This is a genomic window from Mesorhizobium sp. CAU 1741, from assembly GCF_039839275.1.
Lineage (GTDB): Bacteria > Pseudomonadota > Alphaproteobacteria > Rhizobiales > Rhizobiaceae > Aerobium.
This window is the reverse complement of the sequence record NZ_JBDOQP010000003.1, coordinates 459,724-479,418: the sequence shown is the minus strand read 5'-3', so window position 1 is coordinate 479,418 and position 19,695 is coordinate 459,724. Positions and strand designations below refer to the sequence as shown.

The 19,695-nt window shown below is 62.7% G+C and carries 17 protein-coding genes, 1 tRNA gene and 1 other annotated feature; of the genes, 11 read left to right on the top strand and 7 right to left on the bottom strand.

The genetic code is table 11. From position 1 onward, the window contains the following. Nucleotides 1-56 precede the first annotated feature (56 nt). Nucleotides 57-1,166 carry a pyridoxal phosphate-dependent aminotransferase gene (locus AAFN84_RS16010; protein ID WP_347515599.1) on the bottom strand — a complete coding sequence of 370 codons (1,110 nt, stop codon included), beginning with the start codon at nt 1,164-1,166 and terminating at the stop codon, nt 57-59. A 35-nt stretch (nt 1,167-1,201) separates the two neighbouring features. After that, complete coding sequence (locus AAFN84_RS16005) at nt 1,202-2,377, bottom strand: serine hydrolase (protein WP_347515598.1); 1,176 nt, start codon at nt 2,375-2,377, stop codon at nt 1,202-1,204. Nucleotides 2,378-2,828: 451 nt separating this feature from the next. On the opposite strand from AAFN84_RS16005, the gene AAFN84_RS16000 reads away from it, so the two are divergent. Together AAFN84_RS16000 and AAFN84_RS15995 are read left to right on the top strand one after the other, a co-directional pair. Then, nucleotides 2,829-5,228 (top strand): S8 family serine peptidase, encoded by a 2,400-nt coding sequence (locus AAFN84_RS16000; RefSeq protein ID WP_347515597.1) that lies wholly within the window; start codon nt 2,829-2,831, stop codon nt 5,226-5,228. 211 nt (nt 5,229-5,439) lie between these two features. Further along, the gene (locus AAFN84_RS15995; RefSeq protein WP_347515596.1) at nt 5,440-7,515 is read left to right on the top strand and encodes a TonB-dependent receptor; all 2,076 of its coding nucleotides are present in this window, start codon (nt 5,440-5,442) and stop codon (nt 7,513-7,515) included. A gap of 45 nt (nt 7,516-7,560) precedes the next feature. Here the strand turns inward: AAFN84_RS15995 and AAFN84_RS15990 are convergent, their stop codons facing one another. From AAFN84_RS15990 to AAFN84_RS15980, 3 genes are all read right to left on the bottom strand, one after another. Continuing rightward, complete coding sequence (locus AAFN84_RS15990) at nt 7,561-8,412, bottom strand: universal stress protein (RefSeq protein WP_347515595.1); 852 nt, start codon at nt 8,410-8,412, stop codon at nt 7,561-7,563. A 16-nt stretch (nt 8,413-8,428) separates the two neighbouring features. Further along, on the bottom strand, nt 8,429-9,913 hold the full coding sequence (locus AAFN84_RS15985; protein WP_347515594.1) for a SulP family inorganic anion transporter: 1,485 nt from the start codon (nt 9,911-9,913) through the stop codon (nt 8,429-8,431). 68 nt (nt 9,914-9,981) lie between these two features. Beyond that, nucleotides 9,982-10,037: a sequence feature (sul1 is cis-regulatory element that is thought to sense ions involved in sulfur or methionine metabolism; They are found in Alphaproteobacteria), on the bottom strand. A gap of 98 nt (nt 10,038-10,135) precedes the next feature. Next, nucleotides 10,136-11,017 carry an NAD(P)/FAD-dependent oxidoreductase gene (locus AAFN84_RS15980; protein WP_347515593.1) on the bottom strand — a complete coding sequence of 294 codons (882 nt, stop codon included), beginning with the start codon at nt 11,015-11,017 and terminating at the stop codon, nt 10,136-10,138. Nucleotides 11,018-11,191: 174 nt separating this feature from the next. On the opposite strand from AAFN84_RS15980, the gene AAFN84_RS15975 reads away from it, so the two are divergent. From AAFN84_RS15975 to AAFN84_RS15955, 5 genes are read left to right on the top strand one after another with little or no spacing between them, the layout of a single operon-like run. Then, nucleotides 11,192-12,280 carry an ABC transporter substrate-binding protein gene (locus AAFN84_RS15975; protein ID WP_347515592.1) on the top strand — a complete coding sequence of 363 codons (1,089 nt, stop codon included), beginning with the start codon at nt 11,192-11,194 and terminating at the stop codon, nt 12,278-12,280. 18 nt (nt 12,281-12,298) lie between these two features. Further along, nucleotides 12,299-12,925 carry a hypothetical protein gene (locus AAFN84_RS15970; protein ID WP_347515591.1) on the top strand — a complete coding sequence of 209 codons (627 nt, stop codon included), beginning with the start codon at nt 12,299-12,301 and terminating at the stop codon, nt 12,923-12,925. Further along, nucleotides 12,912-13,610, top strand: coding sequence for a hypothetical protein (locus AAFN84_RS15965; RefSeq protein WP_347515590.1), 699 nt, complete (start codon nt 12,912-12,914; stop codon nt 13,608-13,610). Before AAFN84_RS15970 ends, AAFN84_RS15965 begins: the two co-directional genes overlap by 14 nt. Then, the gene (locus AAFN84_RS15960; protein ID WP_347515589.1) at nt 13,607-14,668 is read left to right on the top strand and encodes an iron ABC transporter permease; all 1,062 of its coding nucleotides are present in this window, start codon (nt 13,607-13,609) and stop codon (nt 14,666-14,668) included. Before AAFN84_RS15965 ends, AAFN84_RS15960 begins: the two co-directional genes overlap by 4 nt. Continuing rightward, nucleotides 14,665-15,438 carry an ABC transporter ATP-binding protein gene (locus AAFN84_RS15955; RefSeq protein WP_347515588.1) on the top strand — a complete coding sequence of 258 codons (774 nt, stop codon included), beginning with the start codon at nt 14,665-14,667 and terminating at the stop codon, nt 15,436-15,438. Before AAFN84_RS15960 ends, AAFN84_RS15955 begins: the two co-directional genes overlap by 4 nt. Here AAFN84_RS15955 and AAFN84_RS15950 read toward each other — a convergent pair. After that, a complete protein-coding gene (locus AAFN84_RS15950; RefSeq protein WP_347515587.1) occupies nt 15,402-16,316 on the bottom strand; it encodes a LysR substrate-binding domain-containing protein in 915 nt (304 codons plus the stop codon). The two genes, AAFN84_RS15955 and AAFN84_RS15950, sit on opposite strands and share 37 nt — an antisense overlap. Nucleotides 16,317-16,408: 92 nt before the next feature. Here AAFN84_RS15950 and AAFN84_RS15945 point away from each other — a divergent pair, with 92 nt between their 5' ends. The 3 genes from AAFN84_RS15945 (at nt 16,409) to AAFN84_RS15935 (ending at nt 18,293) form a co-directional block, all read left to right on the top strand. Next, nucleotides 16,409-17,770 carry an aspartate aminotransferase family protein gene (locus AAFN84_RS15945; protein WP_347515586.1) on the top strand — a complete coding sequence of 454 codons (1,362 nt, stop codon included), beginning with the start codon at nt 16,409-16,411 and terminating at the stop codon, nt 17,768-17,770. A gap of 65 nt (nt 17,771-17,835) precedes the next feature. Next, on the top strand, nt 17,836-18,105 hold the full coding sequence (locus AAFN84_RS15940; RefSeq protein ID WP_347515585.1) for a hypothetical protein: 270 nt from the start codon (nt 17,836-17,838) through the stop codon (nt 18,103-18,105). 97 nt (nt 18,106-18,202) lie between these two features. Further along, nucleotides 18,203-18,293 (top strand) — tRNA-Ser (locus AAFN84_RS15935). Nucleotides 18,294-18,443: 150 nt separating this feature from the next. On the opposite strand, the gene AAFN84_RS15930 is transcribed toward AAFN84_RS15935, so the two are convergent. Next, nucleotides 18,444-18,662 (bottom strand): hypothetical protein, encoded by a 219-nt coding sequence (locus tag AAFN84_RS15930; RefSeq protein ID WP_347515584.1) that lies wholly within the window; start codon nt 18,660-18,662, stop codon nt 18,444-18,446. On the opposite strand from AAFN84_RS15930, the gene AAFN84_RS15925 reads away from it, so the two are divergent. Next, nucleotides 18,655-19,629, top strand: a complete 975-nt coding sequence (locus AAFN84_RS15925) for a porin (RefSeq protein ID WP_347515583.1) — start codon at nt 18,655-18,657, stop codon at nt 19,627-19,629. The two genes, AAFN84_RS15930 and AAFN84_RS15925, sit on opposite strands and share 8 nt — an antisense overlap. Nucleotides 19,630-19,695: the final 66 nt, after the last annotated feature.

Sequence of the window (19,695 nt, the reverse complement as noted above, 5' to 3'; positions counted from 1 at the left end):
AATTAATTCAAGTTGGAATGCGGTGCTCTCCTCAAGCCTCGTTCCGGCGCCAATTCTCAGCCCCGCGCGGCTGCCAGGGCCGCGGGCAATTCTGCCTCGAATACCGCGATCTCTTCGTCGGGTCCGACGCTGACGCGGATGCAGCGGTCGAGCACAGGCGCCATCGGCTTGCGCACGAAAACATCACGCGCGATCAGTTCCTGCATGACCTTGAGCGCAAACGCCCCGTCCTTGCCGCAGTCGATCGCGACGAAATTCGTGGCGGAGGGCAGGGCGGTCAGGCCGTTCTCCGACGCGATCGCGGCAATGCGCTTTCGGCTGGACGCGACCTGTGCCACGATTTGTGTCAGATAGTCCTGGTCTGAAAGGGCGGCCAATGCGGCGGTCAGCGTCAGGCGATTCATGCCGAAATGGTTGCGCACCTTGTCGAATGCGCCGATCACTCCAGCCTCACCGATCGCATAGCCGCACCGCATCCCCGCCAGCCCGTAGGCCTTGGAGAAGGTTCGCATCCTGATGACATTCGGTCGCGACACGTCGAGCAGCGGGACGGATGATGCCGGTGCCGTCTCGCTATAGGCTTCGTCCAGCACCAGCATTGTCGTCTCGGGCAGCGCATTGATCAACAGGTCGAGTTCGCTGGCCTCCCACCATGTGCCCATCGGATTGTCGGGGTTGGAAATATAGACCAGCGGTGCGTTTTCGCGGCGAACAGCGGCGACCAGCCCTTCCAGATCCTCGCGATCCTCGACATACGGCACCGTGACGAGCCGCCCGCCAAAACCTGCTACGTGATAGTTGAATGTCGGGTAGGCGCCCAGCGACGTGACCACCGGTTGGCCCTGTTCGACGAACAGCCGCACGAGCAGCCCCAGCAGGTTGTCGATCCCGCCATCGATCACGATGTTCCCAGGCGCCACGCCGAGATGTGCCGAAAGCGCGGTCTTCAGGTCATGATGTTCCGGGTCGGCATACTGCCATACATCACCGGCTGCATCCGCGATTGCCTGCTTCACCTTGGGCGACGGTCCGAAACCGCTCTCGTTTGCGCCGATGCGGGCGCGAAACGACTTGCCGCGTTGGCGCTCCTGGGCTTCGGGGCCGACGAACGGCACGGTTGCCGGCAATCCGGCGGCGAGGTTCGTGAGCGCGGGGCGGTCGGACATGGCAGGAACTCGACGTTATCAAACTGCGAATGCGATTACAGCGTTTCGTAGGCCTTGGCGATCTGCCCGAGCATGAGAATTTCAAGCGCCGTCGCGCTGTCGTCGCTCGGGTCGGGTCGCGAGGCGGTCTTGGCGATCACGACCTTGCTTACCGGGTCCGCCCACAGCCACTGTCCGTGAATACCCACGCCCGCGAAGCTGCCGCGCCCGTCTCCAACGTCGTACCAGCATGAACGATAGCGGCCGTTGTCGAACATGTCGGAGAAATTGCCCGCGACCCAGGCGTCGCGGTTGCCATTGGCATGCATGTCGGCGATCCAGTCAGCGGGGATCACCTGTCCACCGTCACGAGCCACCCCGCCGTCGAGCACGAGTTGTCCCAGCCGCGCAAGGTCACGCGTGGTTATGCAGATGCCGCCCGCCGCCCGCGCCGTGCCGACACGGTCGACCGTGAGGTAGGCCGCGCCGCGTGCGCCCATTGGCTTCCATAGCTTCTCTGCGAGATACTCATGATAGCGGACGCCTGTTGCGCGCTCGATGACCAGCCCGAGCAGGTCGGTGTCGGGAGAAGCGTAGTAGAACTCCTTGCCATGCCCGTGGCCCCGTGCGCCAAGCGTGGCAAGAAACGATTCCATCGTCTCCGGAACGGAATCGGTGCGCTCGGGATTCCACAGCATCGCGCGGCGATAGCGATCGAAGGCTCCGCCCGCATCAAGGTATTCCTCGTCAAAATCGAGGTCGACGGTCATGTCGAGAAGGTCGCGCACGCGCGCTGTCTCATAGGTCGATCCGCGCATTGACGGCAGATACTGGGCGACCGGCTTCTCCGGGTCGAGATGGCCGTCCTCCACGGCGATGCCCGCGAGCATGCCCGTAACCGACTTGGAGATCGAGAAGATCACGTGCGGCCGCGCGGCATCCGCATGTTCCGCCAGCCACTCGGCGACGACTGTCCCGTCGCGCATCACCACGAGATGATCCGTATACGACCTGCGCATATGTTCGAGCGGCTCGATGCTGCCGCCGTCGCTATCGATCAGCGCCATGGCGCCCAGCGCGGCAGGGCCTGGCGAGGGTGGCTCGGCTTCACCCGGCTGCACGATCTGCGCCACCGGCGCGAATTCCGACACGTGCTGAAAACTGTACGTGCTGAACGGGTGCTGCCGCCAGTTTTCCAGCGTGATGTCCGCGCGCTTGAAGGTTTCGGCCATGTTGTCCGTCCCGATGTCTGTAGGAAATTGCTCGATCGGCTTCGTGATGGCGAGTGCCAGCGCGGTGAGTCAACAAAAAAACCCCTGCGCGGCATCTCCTTGTATGTAAAATGTTAATGACGCACAGGTTGTGTCTGGGCTCTATCTTCTACCAGGCGCAGCGAATCAGGACGCGCCAAAGGCGCGACCGAATGCTCGAGGCAATGCACCCAATCCTGGCGACCTGTGTCGGCCAGGAAAGGCCCCCTACGATCCTTCAGTCATCCGTGGCACCGATTTCTCCTTCGTTTTCGAAGGGTGGGTGCCGGCGGCCAGTGCGGCGTTCCGGCGATGCATCTCGCCGGTTGTACGAAGCGCCCAGTTTCAATCGTGGTTTAACATTTCTCAATCAGACAGGGGCTGCCAGCGAAGGCTTGGCGTGCTCGATTCGCTTGAAGGATTACAAGGCAACATGACTGCAAATCTGGGATTCACACTTCGGCCGGACCAATGGCATTTGTTGAACGAGGGACAGACCGGCGGCACGCCAGGCGCTGACATCAACGTCATTCCGGCCTGGGCGGACTACACCGGCGAGGGGATAAAGGTCGTCGTTTTCGACAGCGGCGTCGACACCACGCATCCGGACCTGGCCGGCAACTACCTCTCCGAGTTCAGCTTCGACTTCCTCAACAACATTGCTGACGGCTCGTATCTCACCCAGAACGAGTATATCGCGCATGGCACGATCGTTGCCGGCTTCATTGCCGCCGATGGCACCCAATACGGGCTGCGCGGCGTCGCCTACGACGCGAAGTTTACGTCCTATGCCGAATTCAACGGAGAGTTTGCGTATACTGCCTTCGGCAAGGCCGCCGATGACGGCTTCGACGTGATGAACAATAGCTGGGGCACCGATCTCCCGTTCATCAACTCGTACAATGGCAACTACGCGAATATCGAGAATATCGAGTACGCCGTCGAAACCGGCCGCGGCGGGCTCGGCCTCAACATCGTTTTCGCGGCGGGCAATTCGTATGAACTGCCGCGGGCCTTGAAGGAACTCGGCTACGAGTGGTCGGGCGAATATTCGTATGCAGACGCGAACGCCGATAATCCGGCCGCATCGCGTTTCACGATCACGGTCGCAGCACTCGACGCTGACGGCACCTATGCCGCTGACTTCGCTGAACTCGGCTACACCACCCCGGGGGCCCCGATCCTCATCTCGGCGCCGGGATCGAAGGTCGTGTCCACTGACATTCAAGGCGAGCTCGGCGACAACCCGGGTGAGGCTTTTGCCGTCCAGTACGGAACGTCCTTTGCCGCACCGATCGTCTCTGGTGTCGTTGCCCTGATGTTGGAGGCAAACCCGAATCTCGGCTATCGCGACGTGCAGGAAATCCTGGCCTATTCGGCCCGGCTGACCGATCTGGAAGACGAGAGCTGGCAGGTGAACGGCGCCGTCAACGCAAATGGCGGCGGCCTGTCGACCAACGACAATTACGGCTTCGGCTTCGTCGATGCGACGGCGGCCGTGCGCCTTGCAGAGACCTGGCACAAGCAGAGCGTCTACGCCAACGAACAGCATTTGGCGCAGACCGCCGACATCACGGAAACGCAGATCCCGGATGGCGGCGACGTGTCATTCACCTTCGATCTCGCGCCGGGCGTCAGCGTCGAGAACATCGAGCTCGGCTTCGCGATCGAGCACGAGGAATTCGGTGATCTCGTCGTCACGCTGATTTCTCCTTCGGGCACGGAATCGACCCTGCTGTTCCGCGTCGGCGACGCACGCGCGACCGAGCTGACCAAGGCATTTCTGGTGAACGAGGGTGTGCCTGCGGAGCAACTCGACTTCACGCAGCTCGAACATGTTCTGTCGAGCAATGATTTCTGGGGTGAGGACAGCGGCGGCACGTGGACGCTGCTGATCGAGGATGCGGCCGACGGCAATGTCGGTTCGGTTCATGGCCTGGAGCTGCGCGCGCACGGCTCCGCGGTTCAGGACGACAAGACGTTCATCTACACCAACGACTATGCTTTGCTGGCTGGGCAGGATGCCGGGCGCAAGCTGCTCGACGCTGCGGGCGGCACGCACACGCTCAACATGGCTGCGGTCACCGATGGCATCGAGATCGACCTTTCGGCCGGCACCGGCATCATCGCCGGCCAGTCGATCACCATCTCCGACGAAACCGAGATCGGCACCGTGCTCGGCGGCGACGGAAACGATTTCGTCGCGCTGTCGCAGTCAGGCGGTATCGTTGCTGCCGGTCGCGGCAACGATACCATCGAAGCGTTTGGAACGGCGAGCATCGATGGCGGCGTGGGCTTCGACCGCGTGATGCTGTCGGGCGCCAAGGACGCCTACCAGGTCTCGCTGACTGCAACGGGTGTTTCGCTCGTTTCAGGCAATGAGTCGGTCGCTGCAACAGACGTGCAGTATTTCGACTTCGCCGGCACGGCCGATGATGTGCTGATCGTCGTGGACGATATCGGCGCGCAGCTTGCGCGGTTCTACGACCTGTTGCTTGGGCGCGTGGCTGATTTCGAGGGCCTCGCATACTGGAACGATGCCATGCAGGCGGGCCTTGAGGTGGCAGGCATCGCCTCGTCCTTCGCCGCCAGCAGCGAGTTTGCCGCACAGGGAGAAGAACTGTCGGCATCCGAGTTCGTCGCATTGCTCTACGACCAGATTCTCGGTCGCGGTGCAGATGAGGCTGGAGTCGGCTACTGGGTCTCCCAGATCGACGGCGGTCTCGCCACTGTCGGCGACGTCGCTGCCGGCTTCGCGCTGTCAGCGGAGGCCGCGGCCCTGACCTTCGACCATATCGTCGTCACGACCATGCCGGACATGCAGATCGCCTGATCCTGCGCCGCTTGGCCTTAAGCATCCCAGATGCGCCCTGTTGCAGTCGTGCAACAGGGCGCATCGTAATGTGGATAATTTTTGTCAGCTTTATTGCCAAGTCGTGGCAGCGCCTCTACCAACAGCACAGGCTTGAGGTTGCGTCACGCATTCGCACCCATACCCAACATCGTGAATTTCAACACTGTTTCATGATCTCCGGGGGTAACGGATGGCGTCCACTTTTCATCGCGCGCTTTTTGTCAGCACCGCGCTCGCGCTTCTCGCCAGTGCCTCTCACGGCTATGCGCAGGCGCTTGATGAAGATGACCAGGTGCTACCGGTTGTCGATGATGCGGGACTGCCCGCCGACGATGGCTCGACTCTCCTGCCGCAACTCGACGTCGGCGCGGGCGCCGAAAGTTCGGCCGGCACGAACCTCATCACCGTTACGCAGGACGATCTCGAGCGCAACCAGCCTACGGACCTGCAGGAGGTCTTTTCGGGCGAGCCCGCGATTGCCGTTGGCGGTGCCATCTCCGGCACGCAGAAGATTTACGTCAACGGCGTCGACGAGAACAACCTGGCCGTCACGGTCGACGGCTCGCGCCAGAACAACAAGGTGTTCCATCACAATGGCACCTATCTGCTCGATCCCGCGCTGCTCAAGGCGGTCACCGTCCAGCCTGGCGTCGCGCCGGCCGATGCCGGACCCGGTGCCCTGGCCGGCTCGATGGGGTTCGAGACCGTCGACGCCATTGACCTACTGGAGCCCGGCCGCGACTTCGGCGGCTTCGTCACCGGCACCTATGACACCGACAGCGAGACCTACAAGACCGGCCTCAGCCTCTATGGCATCAAGGATGGTTTCGAATATCTCGGCTATATCAACTACGCCAATGGCGGCAATTTCACCGCCGGCAACGGCGTCGAGATGGTCGGCACGGGCACCGATCTGATCAGCGGCCTCGGCAAGGTCGCCTACGAGACCGTCACCGGCCATCGTTTCGAACTGAGCCACGAGCAGGTCCGCGATGACGAGCTTCGCCCCTACCGCGCCAACTTCTATCTGAATGTCGGGGCCGAGCCTGTTCTGCGCCAATACGCGCTCGACCGACAGAATACGGTGTTCACCTATACGACCGTGGCGCCGGCAGGCCTGTGGGACCCGAAAATCGTGCTCGCCTACAGCCGCACGCAGGTGGAGACGCCGGTCTACAACCGGTCGACCGGCGATATCCTCGCCCCGGCGATCGGCGCCACGAGCAGCTTCAACGGCAAGATCGAAAACCGCTTCGCCATCGATCTCGGCACCATCACCGCCGGCGTCGACTTTTTCAATGACAGCGCGAAGCTCGACTACGCCGACGCCGCGTTCCCGGAATTCCCGCGCGAGCATTCGTCCAATGTCGGCGCCTATGCGCAGGCCCGCCTCGATCCGACAGACCGTGTCCGCCTGTCCTTCGGCGGCCGCGTAGACCATCACTGGTTCACGGGGGCCGATGACTCGGACTTCACCAATGCAGGCGTCAGCGCCAACGCGTCCGCCGAATATGATCTCGTCCCCGATTTCCTCACCGCCAAGGCCGGCGTGTCACGGGTCTGGGCCGGCGTGCCGCTTGCCGAGAACTTCATCCAGAATCCGGCCTGGGACTATGGTGATGGGCCACTTCCCGTGACCTCGGTCAACCTCACTGCCGGTCTGGAGATGCGCTACGAGGGTTGGACGGTCGAGGCTGGCGTGTTCCAATCGGACATCGAAAACGCGCGCTCGCCGGCCTATGGCCGCTCGCCATATGATCCCGCCACCACGGCCAATCGCACCTTCGACATGCGTTCATGGGGCTGGGAGCTCGGTGTCGGCTACGATTGGGACGCCGGTTTCGTGCGCGCGAAATACGCCGATGTCTCTGCCGACGTCGACGGCATGCCCGCCGATTCCGAGATCGGCCGCTACCTGACCACGCCGCTGGGCGGCATCATCATGGTGACCGCCGGATACCGGTTCCACGATCTGGGGCTCACAGTCGGTGCAGATGCCGAGTTCGGACTGGAGAATTCGCGCACGGCGATCGATACGGGCGATCCGGACGACGTCAGGCTGCCTCTGCCGTCCTACGAGGTGTTCAACGCCTTCGTCGAATACACCCCGCCGAAGATGGAGAACCTGACCCTGCGCGCCGAGGTTCGCAACATCTTCAACGAGGCCTACACCAGTCGTGCCAGCTACGGGCAGGAGTTCGACGGCGTCGTGCCGCATCTGGAGCCGGGCCGTACGTTCCGCTTCAATGCCCGCCTGAAGTTCTGATCCTTCTGGACCACGCAATGGGTGAACTGGCCCGGCCGGGCCGGTTCACCTGAACAGCAGCACCGGGACCTTGCACGAGCGGATCATTTCGCTCGTGGTCGAGCCGATGATCATCGCCCGGATGCGCGAGTGGCCGTAGGCTCCCATCACCAGCAGGTCGATGCCATCGCGCTCGACGACCTCGGATATGATCTTTTCCGGCTGGCCTTGCGTCAACTGAACGGAGACAGCGTGCCCGCCGCTTTTCAACGTTGCTTGCGCATCTTCGAGCCGGCGATGTGTTTCCCCATTGTCTGCTCCAACTGTGAGAACGGTCACTTCCAGTCCGGCGAATAGCGGCGCCCGTGCGACATGGTCGACCGCGCGCATGGCGCTGGGCCCGCCATCATAGGCGATCAACACCTTGTTGATCGGTTTGAACGCCCGCGATGCCACCAACACCGGTTTTCTGGACGAGCGCGCTATGCGTTCGAGGTTTGAACCGAGATGCAGCTTTGCGAAATCTGCTGCTTCACCCCGTTTGCCAATGACGATGCCTCTTGCATCAGTCTCGGCTTCCGCAACCGTCTCAAGCAGGTCGCCGTTACGCAGCCGGGCAGTGACCTGCTCGACGCCGGCAGAGTGCAAAGCCGCTTCGGCGTCTTCGAGGATCGCGCGCCCGCGTTTCTGTGCGAGTTTGGCGCGCTGTTCATCAAGTTCACTGAGTTCCTGCAGCAATGCCGATCGAGCGCCGAGCGCGATGGAGCCGGAGAAGTCCGAACTCGTCGTTTCGCGTCGCCCGAGAACGTGCAGCACTTCGACCGGCGCGCCGGTGCGTCCGGCGATCCACGCGGCATGGTTGCAAACGCTCTTCGAGTAAATAGAGCCGTCGACGAGGGCGATGAGCTTTTCGGTCATGAAATCCTCCCTTGCATCAATGCGCCGTCAGCCTGTCGAGGGCGCCCGGCTTGTCATGAACCGCCAGTCGGTCGACGATGGTTTCGCTTGCTTCGTTCATGCCGACGACGTCGACATCGGCGCCGTCTCGCCTGAACTTCAGCACCGCCATGTCGAGCGCCGCAACGCTGGAAATGTCCCAGATATGCGCGCGGCTCACGTCGATCGTGACGCGCTCCAGCAACTCCTTGAAGTCGAAAGCCGCCATGAAGTCCTCCGTGGAGGCGAAGAAGAGCTGGCCCTCGACAGCGTAGGTCCGGTGACGGCCGTCGTCACTCACGGTCGACGACACCCGGAAGAGCTGGGCGATCTTCCACGCGAAGAAGATGCCCGAAAGAAGCACGCCGATCAGCACGCCGATCGCCAGGTTGTGGGTGAAGATAACGCCGACGACGGTGGCGAGCATGACGATGGATGACGAGCGTGGGTGATCCTTCAGGTTCCGGATCGAAGACCACGAGAACGTGCCGATCGACACCATGATCATGATCGCGACGAGCGCCGGCATCGGGATTTGGCTCACCAGGTCGCCGAGCACCAGGATCATGAACAGCAGCAGGACGCCAGCGGCGAACGTCGACAACCGTCCGCGTCCGCCCGATTTCACGTTGATGATCGACTGACCGATCATCGCGCAGCCGGCCATGCCGCCGATGAAGCCGGTGGCGGAGTTGGCGATTCCCTGGCCGATGCATTCCTGATTGCGGTCGGAAGGCGTGTCGGTCAGGTCATCGACGATCTGCGCGGTCATCAGCGATTCCAGCAGACCGACGACCGCAACCGCCGCCGAATAGGGCAGGATGATCTGCAGCGTCTCCAGGGTGAGCGGAATGCCGGGAATCAGGAAGATGGGCAGCGTCGATGGCAGTTCGCCCATGTCGCCGACCGTGCGCACCTCCAGTCCGAAGAAGATCGCCGCAATCGTCAGCACGATGATGCAGACGAGCGGCGAGGGCACCGCCTTGGTGAGATACGGAAACAGATAGATGATCGCGAGCCCGGCCGCGACCATCACATAAGTGAGCCACGGCACGCCGATCAGTTCGGGCAGTTGCGCCATGAAAATCAGGATGGCAAGCGCGTTGACGAAACCGGTCATCACCGAGCGCGACACGAAGCGCATCACATAGCCGAGCTTGAGAAAACCGGCGACGATCTGCAACAGCCCCGCCAGAACCGTGGCCGCCAATAGATATTGCAGCCCATGGTCGCGTACCAGCGTGACCATGAGCACGGCGGTCGCCGCCGTGGCGGCGGAGATCATCCCGGGCCGCCCGCCGACGAAAGCGATCAGCACCGCGATCGAGAACGAGGCGTAGAGGCCGACCTTGGGGTCGACTCCGGCGATGATGGAGAAGGCTATGGCTTCGGGGATGAGCGCAAGCGCGACGACGAGACCTGCTAGCAGGTCGCCGCGCACATTGGAGAACCATTGCGCGCGATAGGCGGACAGGGATGGCATCGGGTTCCAGTCGGTGAGAAAAACGGATCAGCGGCGGGGAGGGGCCGCAAGACAGAAATGTCGTGATCTGTTGTCCGGCGGATCGGCGGCCGGAAGAGCCACCCGGAGTTTCACCGGGTCCTGATGGATGAACCCACTTACCGGCGCCGATGGTGCAATGCAACACGAAATCGCGCCTGTGCGGCGGCCGCGACGCCCGCGACCGCCCAGTCCGAGCCCGGTTCAGAAAACCAGGGAGCGATGCAGCATGGCGCCCGCCCACGCGCCGTCCGCAACGGCAAGTGTTACGGAATGCGGCACGCGTGCGGCGTCTCCGCAGGCGGAAACACCGGGAATGCTGGTCTCCTTACCGCCGTCGGTCTTGATCTGTGTGCCCATCGGCGTCTCTTCGATGGCGCAGCCAAGGCGTGCCGCGAGATCCGATGCCGGAGTCGTCCGCGTCGCTGTGAAAAGGCCTGCAAAGCCGAGCACGCGTCCATCGGCGAGCCGGAGCTCTGCCTCGCCTTCGAGCCTTTCGATCGGGGTTTCCTCGATGGTCACGCCACGCGCGACGAGGTCCGCCTGCGTCTCCGCATTCACGGTCAGCGCACCATTGAGCAGGAACGTGACTGTGCCCCATTCCGGTATGAGCTGTGCCTGGTGGACCGACATCGGCCCGGTGGCGATGACGCCGATATCGCCCTGGTCGAGCTCGTAGCCATGGCAGTAGGGACAGTGGAACACGCTCTTTCCCCAACGCTCCGCGAGCCCATCTACCTGCGGCAGCGCATCCTTCACGCCGGTCGCAAAGAGGAGCCGGCGGCCTTCATGCCGCGCGCCATCCGACATGGTCACGACTAATGCGTCCTTCGCCCCGTCTGCCCCGATCGCGGTTCCGTCGATCCAGGTCAGCGTCCGGTATTTTTCGAGCTGGCTCCGGGCCGTCGCCGCTATCGCGGCTGGATCCGCGCCGTCCTGCCCGAGGAAACCATGCGAATGGCTGGCGAAGCGGTTGCGCCGTTCACCGGCGTCGATGATGAGCACGGTCCGCCGTGCCCGCAAAAGCTGTAACGCAGCAGCCATGCCTGCATAGCTGCCCCCGATTATGATGACATCGAATGACATGATCTTTCCTTTATCGCGTGCCGCCACGAAGCTGCATACGGCATTCTTGTAACTTCATTTATTGCGTAAAAGCGAGGCTGGCAAGTGGGGTCCCGGCGATATCGGAAAAAACTTGACTAGGAACATCAGGATTAATACGCGTTCCCGCACTGATGAAGTTTGGGGAACGGGACCATGAAAACTCTTGTCGTCTGGAATACGCGTCTTCTGGGAGCGGGGATTGCTGCTCTGCTCGCCCTGGCCGGAACCGCTGCGGCGGAGACCGTCACCATCAGCGACTCACGTGGGCAGGAAGTCGAAATCGTGACCCCGGTCGAAAAGGTCGCGATCTTTCCCTTGCCTATCCCCGAGGCGATGATCGCCATAGATGGCGGCACCCAGCGACTTCTCGCAATCAACCCGCGGGCACAGGCTGCGTTGATGAACGGCGTCATCGGTCAGCTTTTCCCCGAGATCGCGGACATCCGCACCGATCTCGTCGCGCCGAATTTCATTCCCAATGTCGAGGAAATCCTCAGGGCGGAACCGGATGTGGTCCTGCAATGGCAGGCCAAGGGAGACGAGCGTGTCGCGCCGATGGAGAATGCCGGTATCAAGGTTGCCACCGTCAGCACGGAATCGCGGGAGACCCGTCGCGGCTACGTCGAGATGCTCGGAAAGATTCTCGGCAAGGAGGAGCGCGCTCAGGCCTTCCTTGACTGGGAGGACAAGACGGCATCCGATATCGCCGCCGTGCTCGATAAGGCTGGGCGCCCCGAGCCGCGCATCGTGTTCATCGACAGCATGAATGGCAATGAGTTCGTCGTATTCGGGCGCGACGAAGCCTATTTTGATGCGACGGGGCTGACGAATGTCGCCACGGAAGCCGGCTTCACCGAAGGCTCGGTCAAGGTCGGCGCGGAGTCGATCCTCGAATGGAACCCGGACATCGTTCTCGTCAACTATTACAACGACGCCATCAAACCTTCGGACATCGTCGATCACCCCGTTCTTGCGGGTCTTCAGGCCGTGAAGGACGGCCGCGTCTACAAGACCCCCGCCATCGACCCTGCGACGGCCGCCGGTGGCGAGATCGCCTATATGTGGTTCGCCGAGATCGGATATCCCGATCTGTTCGAGGCCGAGATGCGTTCCGTCGTCTCCGATGGCTTCAAGCTGCTCTACGACAAGGAACTGAGCGATGCACAGATCGATCAGCTCATGCAGATGGACTGGAACGGTCAGAGTGCCGGCTACGCCGAGTCCTTTGGCCAGGCTCGTTAGGCCGGGGGACAGCCGGGGATGAAAGGCATTGGTTTCGTGACGTCAGGAGATGGCGCGCAGCTCCAGTGCTATCTGGACTACAGCGCCTATCTCGACGATGAGCTCTATCTGCGCACGCTGGACAATGTCGACCTTGCGGCCTACCGGGCGCTCGTCATCCCTGATTTCTCCAACCAGGACCTGTTGCGTCGCCATTCGCGGCAGATCAGCGATTATCTCTTGGCGGGTGGTTTTCTGATCGTGTTCGAACCGAACCGGATGGACGAATGGCTCGATACCGTCGAGGTCCAGTGGTTTTCACGCGAGACGGAAGACTGGAAATGGTGGATGCGCCCGGGCGGGCGCATGGAGGCGTACCAGCCGGAACCGTATCACTCGATGGCGCGCGCCATTCCACTCGCCGACATGTGCTGGCATTTCTTCGGGGCGTTTCGCCTGCCGCTGGATGCAACGCCCATCCTGAACCTCGATGATGACGAGGGCTGCCTGATGTACGACCAGAAGGTCGGGTCGGGCCGGTTGATCGCATCCACGATCGATCCTCACACCCATCATGGGCGTCGTTTCATGCCTGCGACGACGCGGTTCCTCAATGGCTTCTATCCATGGCTCAGAGCGGAAGTGGGTGGCGATGGGCCAGGATAAAGCCGTATTCCGTGGCGGCGAACGTCCGCACCTGCTCTATCTGCGCTCGACGCGCAGCTACAACAGGGACCGTATGGGCGGGCTGGTCCCGCAGGGTTGGCGCTACAGTGCTGCCGACCTCTACGCTTTGGAGGAGATGGATCTCGCTGAGGTCGATGTGCTCTATTTGTCGGCCATGCACGACCAGATATTCCTGAAGTCGATCGAGCCGAAGCTGGTCGCCTACCTTGCCGCCGGGGGGCACTTCCTGATCAACGGCCACATAATCATCCCCTGGCTGCCCTGCCTGTCGTCGTTCAAGCCGGTCAGCGCGAAGCCGTTCACCAACTGGATGATCCGTCCGGCCGAACCCGGCGGTTATTTCGGCCGTATGGACTTTGAGGAATTCCACCGGCACGAGGGAATTCTCGGCCAGTATGCGCGTGGCTACAGCGACGCACCGGAAGGCGCCCAGCATCTGTGCCTCATTGGCGGTCCTGCTCCGGAAGGGTCTGTCGTGGAAGGCCCGGTCGATTGGGTGTGGCGCATGCCGGGTGGCGGCAAGGTCTTCGTCCATAATGGCGATCACATCGAAGCGTTCTGCTCCGATCCCCGGTACCAGCCCAACCTGCTGCACGATATCCTGCACGCGCTGGTCCATACGGACGAACCTCCCGCGCGTGCGCCGTCTCGGAGCGATCGATGACCACGAGCGTCGAAACGGGTCGCGACGCGGGCGTGCCGATATCCGGAAATGCACTGGCGATGAGCGGGCTCACGCTGTTGCTGCTCGCTGCCGCCATCGCGTCCCTGTCCATCGGACGATACGGCGTGGGATTGGGCGACCTTGCGACGATCGCGTTGGGTTGGGTCGGCATTGGGCCCGGTCGCGCTGCTGTGCCCGAATCTGCCTGGCGTGTTGTGGAACTGGTTCGTGTGCCACGCATGCTCATCGGCGCGTTTGTCGGTGGGGGACTCGCCCTGTCGGGCGCGGCTCTGCAAGGCGTTTTCCGCAATCCCCTTGTCGATCCCCACGTGATCGGCGTGTCGTCCGGCGCCGCCTTCGGCGGGGCGGCTGCCATCCTGCTCGGCCTGGGTGCCATAGCGCTATGGTCTATGGCGTTCGCCAGCGGGCTCGCCGCGCTGATGTTGGTCGTTTTGATGAGCCGCAAGAGCGGCCGCTCATCCGTTCTCATGCTCGTCCTATCGGGTGTCGTGGTCGCCGCATTGTTTTCGGCGCTCGTTTCCCTCGCCACCTATTTCGCCGATCCAAACGACACCTTGCCGGCGATCGTCTTCTGGCTCATGGGGTCGTTCGCAAGCGCCACCCCTGAACGCGCGCTCTACATGCTGCCGGTGATCGCGGTGTTCGCCTTGCCGCTGTTGTTGATCCGGTTCCGCATCAACGTGCTTTCGCTGGGGGACGAGGAGGCTGAGGCGCTCGGCCTCAAGGTAGAGCGCACCCGCTGGCTTGCGCTCTGCTGCGTGACCGGGATCACGGCCGCGAGTGTCGCCAATTCTGGCATAATCGGTTGGGTCGGCCTTGTTATTCCCCATTTGGCGCGCGCTCTCGTCGGACCCGACCATCGCGTCCTGCTGCCGGCATCCGCTCTGTTGGGGGCAAGCTACATGCTGCTGGTCGATCTGATGGCACGTTCGCTCATACCCGCCGAGATTCCGCTCGGTGTAATCACCGCGGTGGTGGGAGCGCCGGTCTTTCTCTTTCTTCTGCACCGGACGCAGACGGAAAGCTGGCAGCGATGATCGAAGCGCGCGCGATCGGGTTCCGCCATTCCGCCGATGCGCCCTGGCTGTTCTCCGACCTGTCCTTCGCCCTCGACAGGGGGCAGACGCTGGTGCTCCTCGGGCGCAATGGCCGTGGCAAGACCACGTTGATCAAATGCATGGCGGGACTGTTGACCCCAAGCACCGGGGCCATTGATCGTCTGGGCATCGCAGGCTACGTGCCGCAGAACTTTGCGCCGGCCTTCTCCTATTCCGTGTTCGACGTCGTCCTCATGGGCAGGGCGCGCCATATCGGGCTGTTTTCGAACCCCACCGCCGCAGATCGCGGCAAGGCGATGCACGCGCTGGACCAGCTCGGGCTGGCGGGCCTTGCCGGCCGCTCCGTGACAACCTTGTCGGGGGGCGAGAGGCAACTTGTGCTGATCGCCCGCGCGCTTGCATCGGAGGCCGACGTGCTGCTTCTGGACGAGCCGGCCTCTGCGCTTGATTTTCGCAATCAGGCCGTTGTGCTGCAGACTCTGCGCCGGCTTGCCGCCGAACGCGGCATCGCGGTGGTGATGACGACGCACGAGCCCACTCACGCGCTCCAGATTGCCGACCGTGCGGTGCTTCTGCATGGAGACGGCGTTGCCGAAGAGGGGCCGGTCTCCACGATATGCACGGAATCCTCCCTCAGCAGGCTCTATGGAATGCGCATGAAGCGGCTAGAGGATCAGGCGGGTGACCATCGCACCGAACATGTCGTCGCCGATTACGCGTCGATCGTCGATCCTGCGATGCCTTCGTAGCCGGCCTGGCCGGCGACCCAGTCGACAAAGGATCGCGCGGTATCGGAAAGCGGTCTAGACGCGCTGGTGAGCAGATGGAACTGGTTGCTTGCCGAAACCCGCGTGTCGGAGAGCACCTGCAGTTTGCCTTGGGCGATCAGGTCGCCGACCAGCGCCGTGTGGCCGATCATGAAGCCGCGCCCGTTCACCGTCGCCTCGACGCTCATCGAATACAGCGAGAATGTCTGCACGATGAGGCTTTCGGGGCGCCCATGACCGGCGTGCCGGAGCCAGACGTCGAAGTCGTTCGGCCAATAGGTATCGATCATCAACGGCACGCCGATCGGGAGCCCATGTCCGTCGAGCCGTGATGAATTGATGAGGGCAGGGGCCGCGACCGGGACCAGCTCATCGACAAGAAGCGGACGAGAGGCGCATCCGGGAAATGGCGGCCTGCCGTAGCGCAATGCCACGTCGAAACGCGACTCGCGCATGTCCACGATGGTCGGGTCTGCCCAGATTTCGACCGTCACGCCTTCGTTCAGCGAATGGAACTGCGCCATGCGCGGCCCCAGCCATAGCTGCGCCAGGGCGGGCAGGACCGTCACCCGCAGCGATCTTGCACTGTGTGGGCCCATCGTCTCCCGCGTTGCTGCCGCGAGCTGCTCGATCAGTGGGCGCACCCGTTGCGCGTAGCGCTGGCCGGCTTCGGTCAGCCGCACGCCTTGCGCATGGCGCTGGAAAAGGGCCACGCCCAAAGCCGCTTCGAGCGACTTGATCCGCTGGCTCACCGCACCGGGCGTCACGCCCAGCTCCACCGCCGCAAGCGCAAAGCTCTGCGTGGCGGCCGCGCTCGCAAACACCCGGAGCCAGTCGAGATTGGGCAATTCCCTCAGCATCAGGAGAATTCCGGCTCAGCCTCAGGATTACTCATTTGCGCCCTCCGCGCCTTCCGTGCCCAATGGTGCAACCAGAGGGAAATCATAAAGCCATGACGATGATCGACAAGCCCGAACCGCAGCGCAGCATCAGTTCTTCTGCGGGTCGCAATTTTACGGTGGACGACCTCTCGCGCAATCTCATCCGCTATGGCGGCAGCTTCCTGCCGTGCCTCATCGAGCGCGTGTCGGGCAGCTACGTCTTTGACGACCAGGGTCGCGCGCTGCTGGATTTCACTTCGGGGCAGATGAGCGCGGTGCTTGGCCACGCCAATCCCGAGATCGTCGAGACGATGCAGAGGGCGGCGAGCGAGCCGGTGCATCTGTTCTCCAGCTTCCTGTCGCGTCCGGTTGTCAGGCTTGCCGAGGTCCTGGCCGACTTGCTCGGCCCCGAACTGAGCAAGGCCATCCTCCTCAGCACCGGGGCCGAATCCAACGAAGCGGCGCTTCGCCTGGCCAAGCTCTATACGGGCGGCTACGAGGTGGTCGCGTTTGATCTGGCCTGGCATGGCATGACGGGGGCGGCATTTCCGACGACGTTTTCGGCAAACCGCCGCGGATATGGGCCACAGATTCCCGGCGTCATGGCGATCCCCACTCCTTATGTATACCGGCGCCCGGACTGGGCCGGCGACGGATACGAACTCGACATGCTCGACCACGCCTTCGAACTCGTCGATCGCCAAAGTCTCGGCGCGCTCGCGGCTGCGATCGTCGAGCCGATCCTGAGTTCGGGCGGCGTCATCGAGCCGCCTCCCGGATATCTCGCGAAGCTGCATGAAAAATGTCGCGAACGCGGCATGCTGCTGATCGTCGACGAGGCACAGACCGGATTGGGCCGCACGGGCGCGATGTTCGCCAGCGAGCAACATGGAATCACGCCCGACATAATGACATTGTCCAAGACGCTTGGCGCCGGGCTGCCGCTTGCCGCCACCATCACGTCGCCGGAGATCGAGCAGCGCTGCCACGAGCGCGGCTTCCTTTTCTATACGACGCACGTCTCCGACCCGTTTCCCGCGCATCTTGGCCTGAAGGTGATCGAGATCATCCTGCGCGACCAGCTTACCGGCCAGGCGGCCGCGAAGGGCACGCATCTGGACGCGGCACTGAGAAGCTTGCAGGAGCGCTACGAATGCATCGGCGACGTGCGCGGCAGGGGCCTGATGGCCGGCATCGAATTCGTGAAGGATCGTGTCACCAAGGCTCCGGCGGTCAGCTTTGGCGCCGCCGTATCACGGCGCTGCTTCGAGCTCGGCCTCAGCGTCAACATCGTGCAGCTTCCCGGCATGGGCGGCGTGATGCGCATGGCTCCGCCTTTGACGGTGTCGCCGGAGGAGATCGAGCAGGGCGTCGCGATCATCGGCGACGCCATCGGCGACTGCCTGGCGGCGGGCCTGCTTGCCGGAGACTGATCGCGGCGGGGCATGAAAGCTCTCCTTGTGTATCACGGTGGAACCGCCCTGAATGAGCCGCGTTGATGGCTGCGCTCCTGGAGACCGTCATGCACAAATTGTGGTTCGATATGGCAATGCTCGGCATGGAGGCGCAGCAAGTCTTCTGGTTGCGCACGATGAAGATCGCCAAGGGCGGCAAGCTCGGTGAGCGCGAGGCGCGCCTGATGGTCAGCGAAAAGGTGATGGCCGCCGGCGAGACAGCCCAGAGCCTCGCCCTCGGCGCCTCGCCGGGTTCGGTCGTCAAGGCCTACCGCAAGAAGGTGCGCGCCAACGCGCGACGCCTGTCGCGATAGGCGACTGCCCTGTCGGGAATCGCTCTGTCCCTTTTTTGATGCTGGCTCAAAGCACTTATTGATTGTCGAGCCGGTTTTCTTTATCCAGCGGTGCAACGGAGAGGTGGCCGAGTGGTCGAAGGCGCTCCCCTGCTAAGGGAGTAGGGCTCAAAAGGTCCTCGTGGGTTCGAATCCCATCCTCTCCGCCACGCCCATCAAATTCCCCACCGTTGATTCTTCCGCCCGATTCGCACCGAGAATCCCGCAAAACCCGTGTTCTTCGGCTGCTGAAGGCGGCTGGCCGGCGTCACGGCAGCTCGGTTGGTTAACGGTTCCTTACCGCGCCCCTGCAAATCGTGTCATTTGTGCAACACGGATTTCGGATAGCGAGCCAGGAACGGCGCGGGAGCCTTGAACTCGGTTGAACGCCCCACCGCGATGCGTATTGTCATGTTCGGAGAAGGGGCGTGAACACGCATCTTTTTCGAGAAATTGGGGATGGGGCAGGGAACGCTGTCCTTCAGCAAAAATACCCAGACCCGCATGCTAACTTTTGACTGGAGGTCAGAAATGAACATCAAGAGCCTGCTTCTCGGCTCCGCAGTGGCTGCTGTCGCTGCTACCGGCGCTCGCGCGGCTGATGCAATCGTCATCGCCGAGCCGGAGCCGATGGAATACGTTCGCATCTGCGACACCTATGGCGTTGGCTACTTCTACATCCCGGGCACCGAAACCTGCATGCGCATCGGCGGCTGGGTTCGTTACGAGATCGGCACCAGCGACGTGCTCGACGGTTGGTCGAAGCTCGCTCGTGGTCGTCTCGAGATCAACACCCGCAACGAGTCGGAGTGGGGCACGGTTGCTGGTTACTACCGTCTCGACAGCCGCATCATCAACGGCCAGGGCCGTCAGGGTGACCGCGACAACCGTTGGGATGCTCAGTACTCCCTCGGCATCGGCGGCCTCGAAATGGGTTTCCGTGACTCGACCTGGACCCGTTGGTTCGGCTACGGCGGCTTCACCGATTGGGGTGGCGACTACGGCTTCCGTGAAAACCACTACATCAGCTACACCTTTGCTGCTGACGGCTTCTCCGGCTTCGTCGCTCTCGACCACGACGACACCGGCGACTACATGCCCGACCTCTCCGCCGGTCTCGGCGGCACCTTCGGCATGTTCGAAGCCCTCGGCACGATCGGTTACGACGAATCCGCTGAAGAGTTCGCTCTCCGCGGTAAGTTGAACGCCGACTTCGGCGCCTTCCAGGCTCGCCTCGCCGGCTTCTACGCCAGCGGCCCGAACGTCTACTGGTCCTACGGCGCTTCCGATTGGTCGGTGCTGCTCGGCCTCCAGGCTTCGATCACCGAGAAGACCACTGCAGCAGTTGACCTGCAGTACTTCGACGAAGGCGACTGGGCTGTCCACGGCAACCTGGTTCACCAGATTGCTCCGGGCCTCTCCGCTCTGCTCGAGGTTCGTTACTACGACTACGATGCCGGCGGCGACTCGACGGCAGGCTTCCTGCGCTTCCAGCGCTCGTTCTAATCGGCTCACAAGCTGATCTGAGGAAAACCCGGCGGGCAACCGCCGGGTTTTCTGCTTTCGGACGGT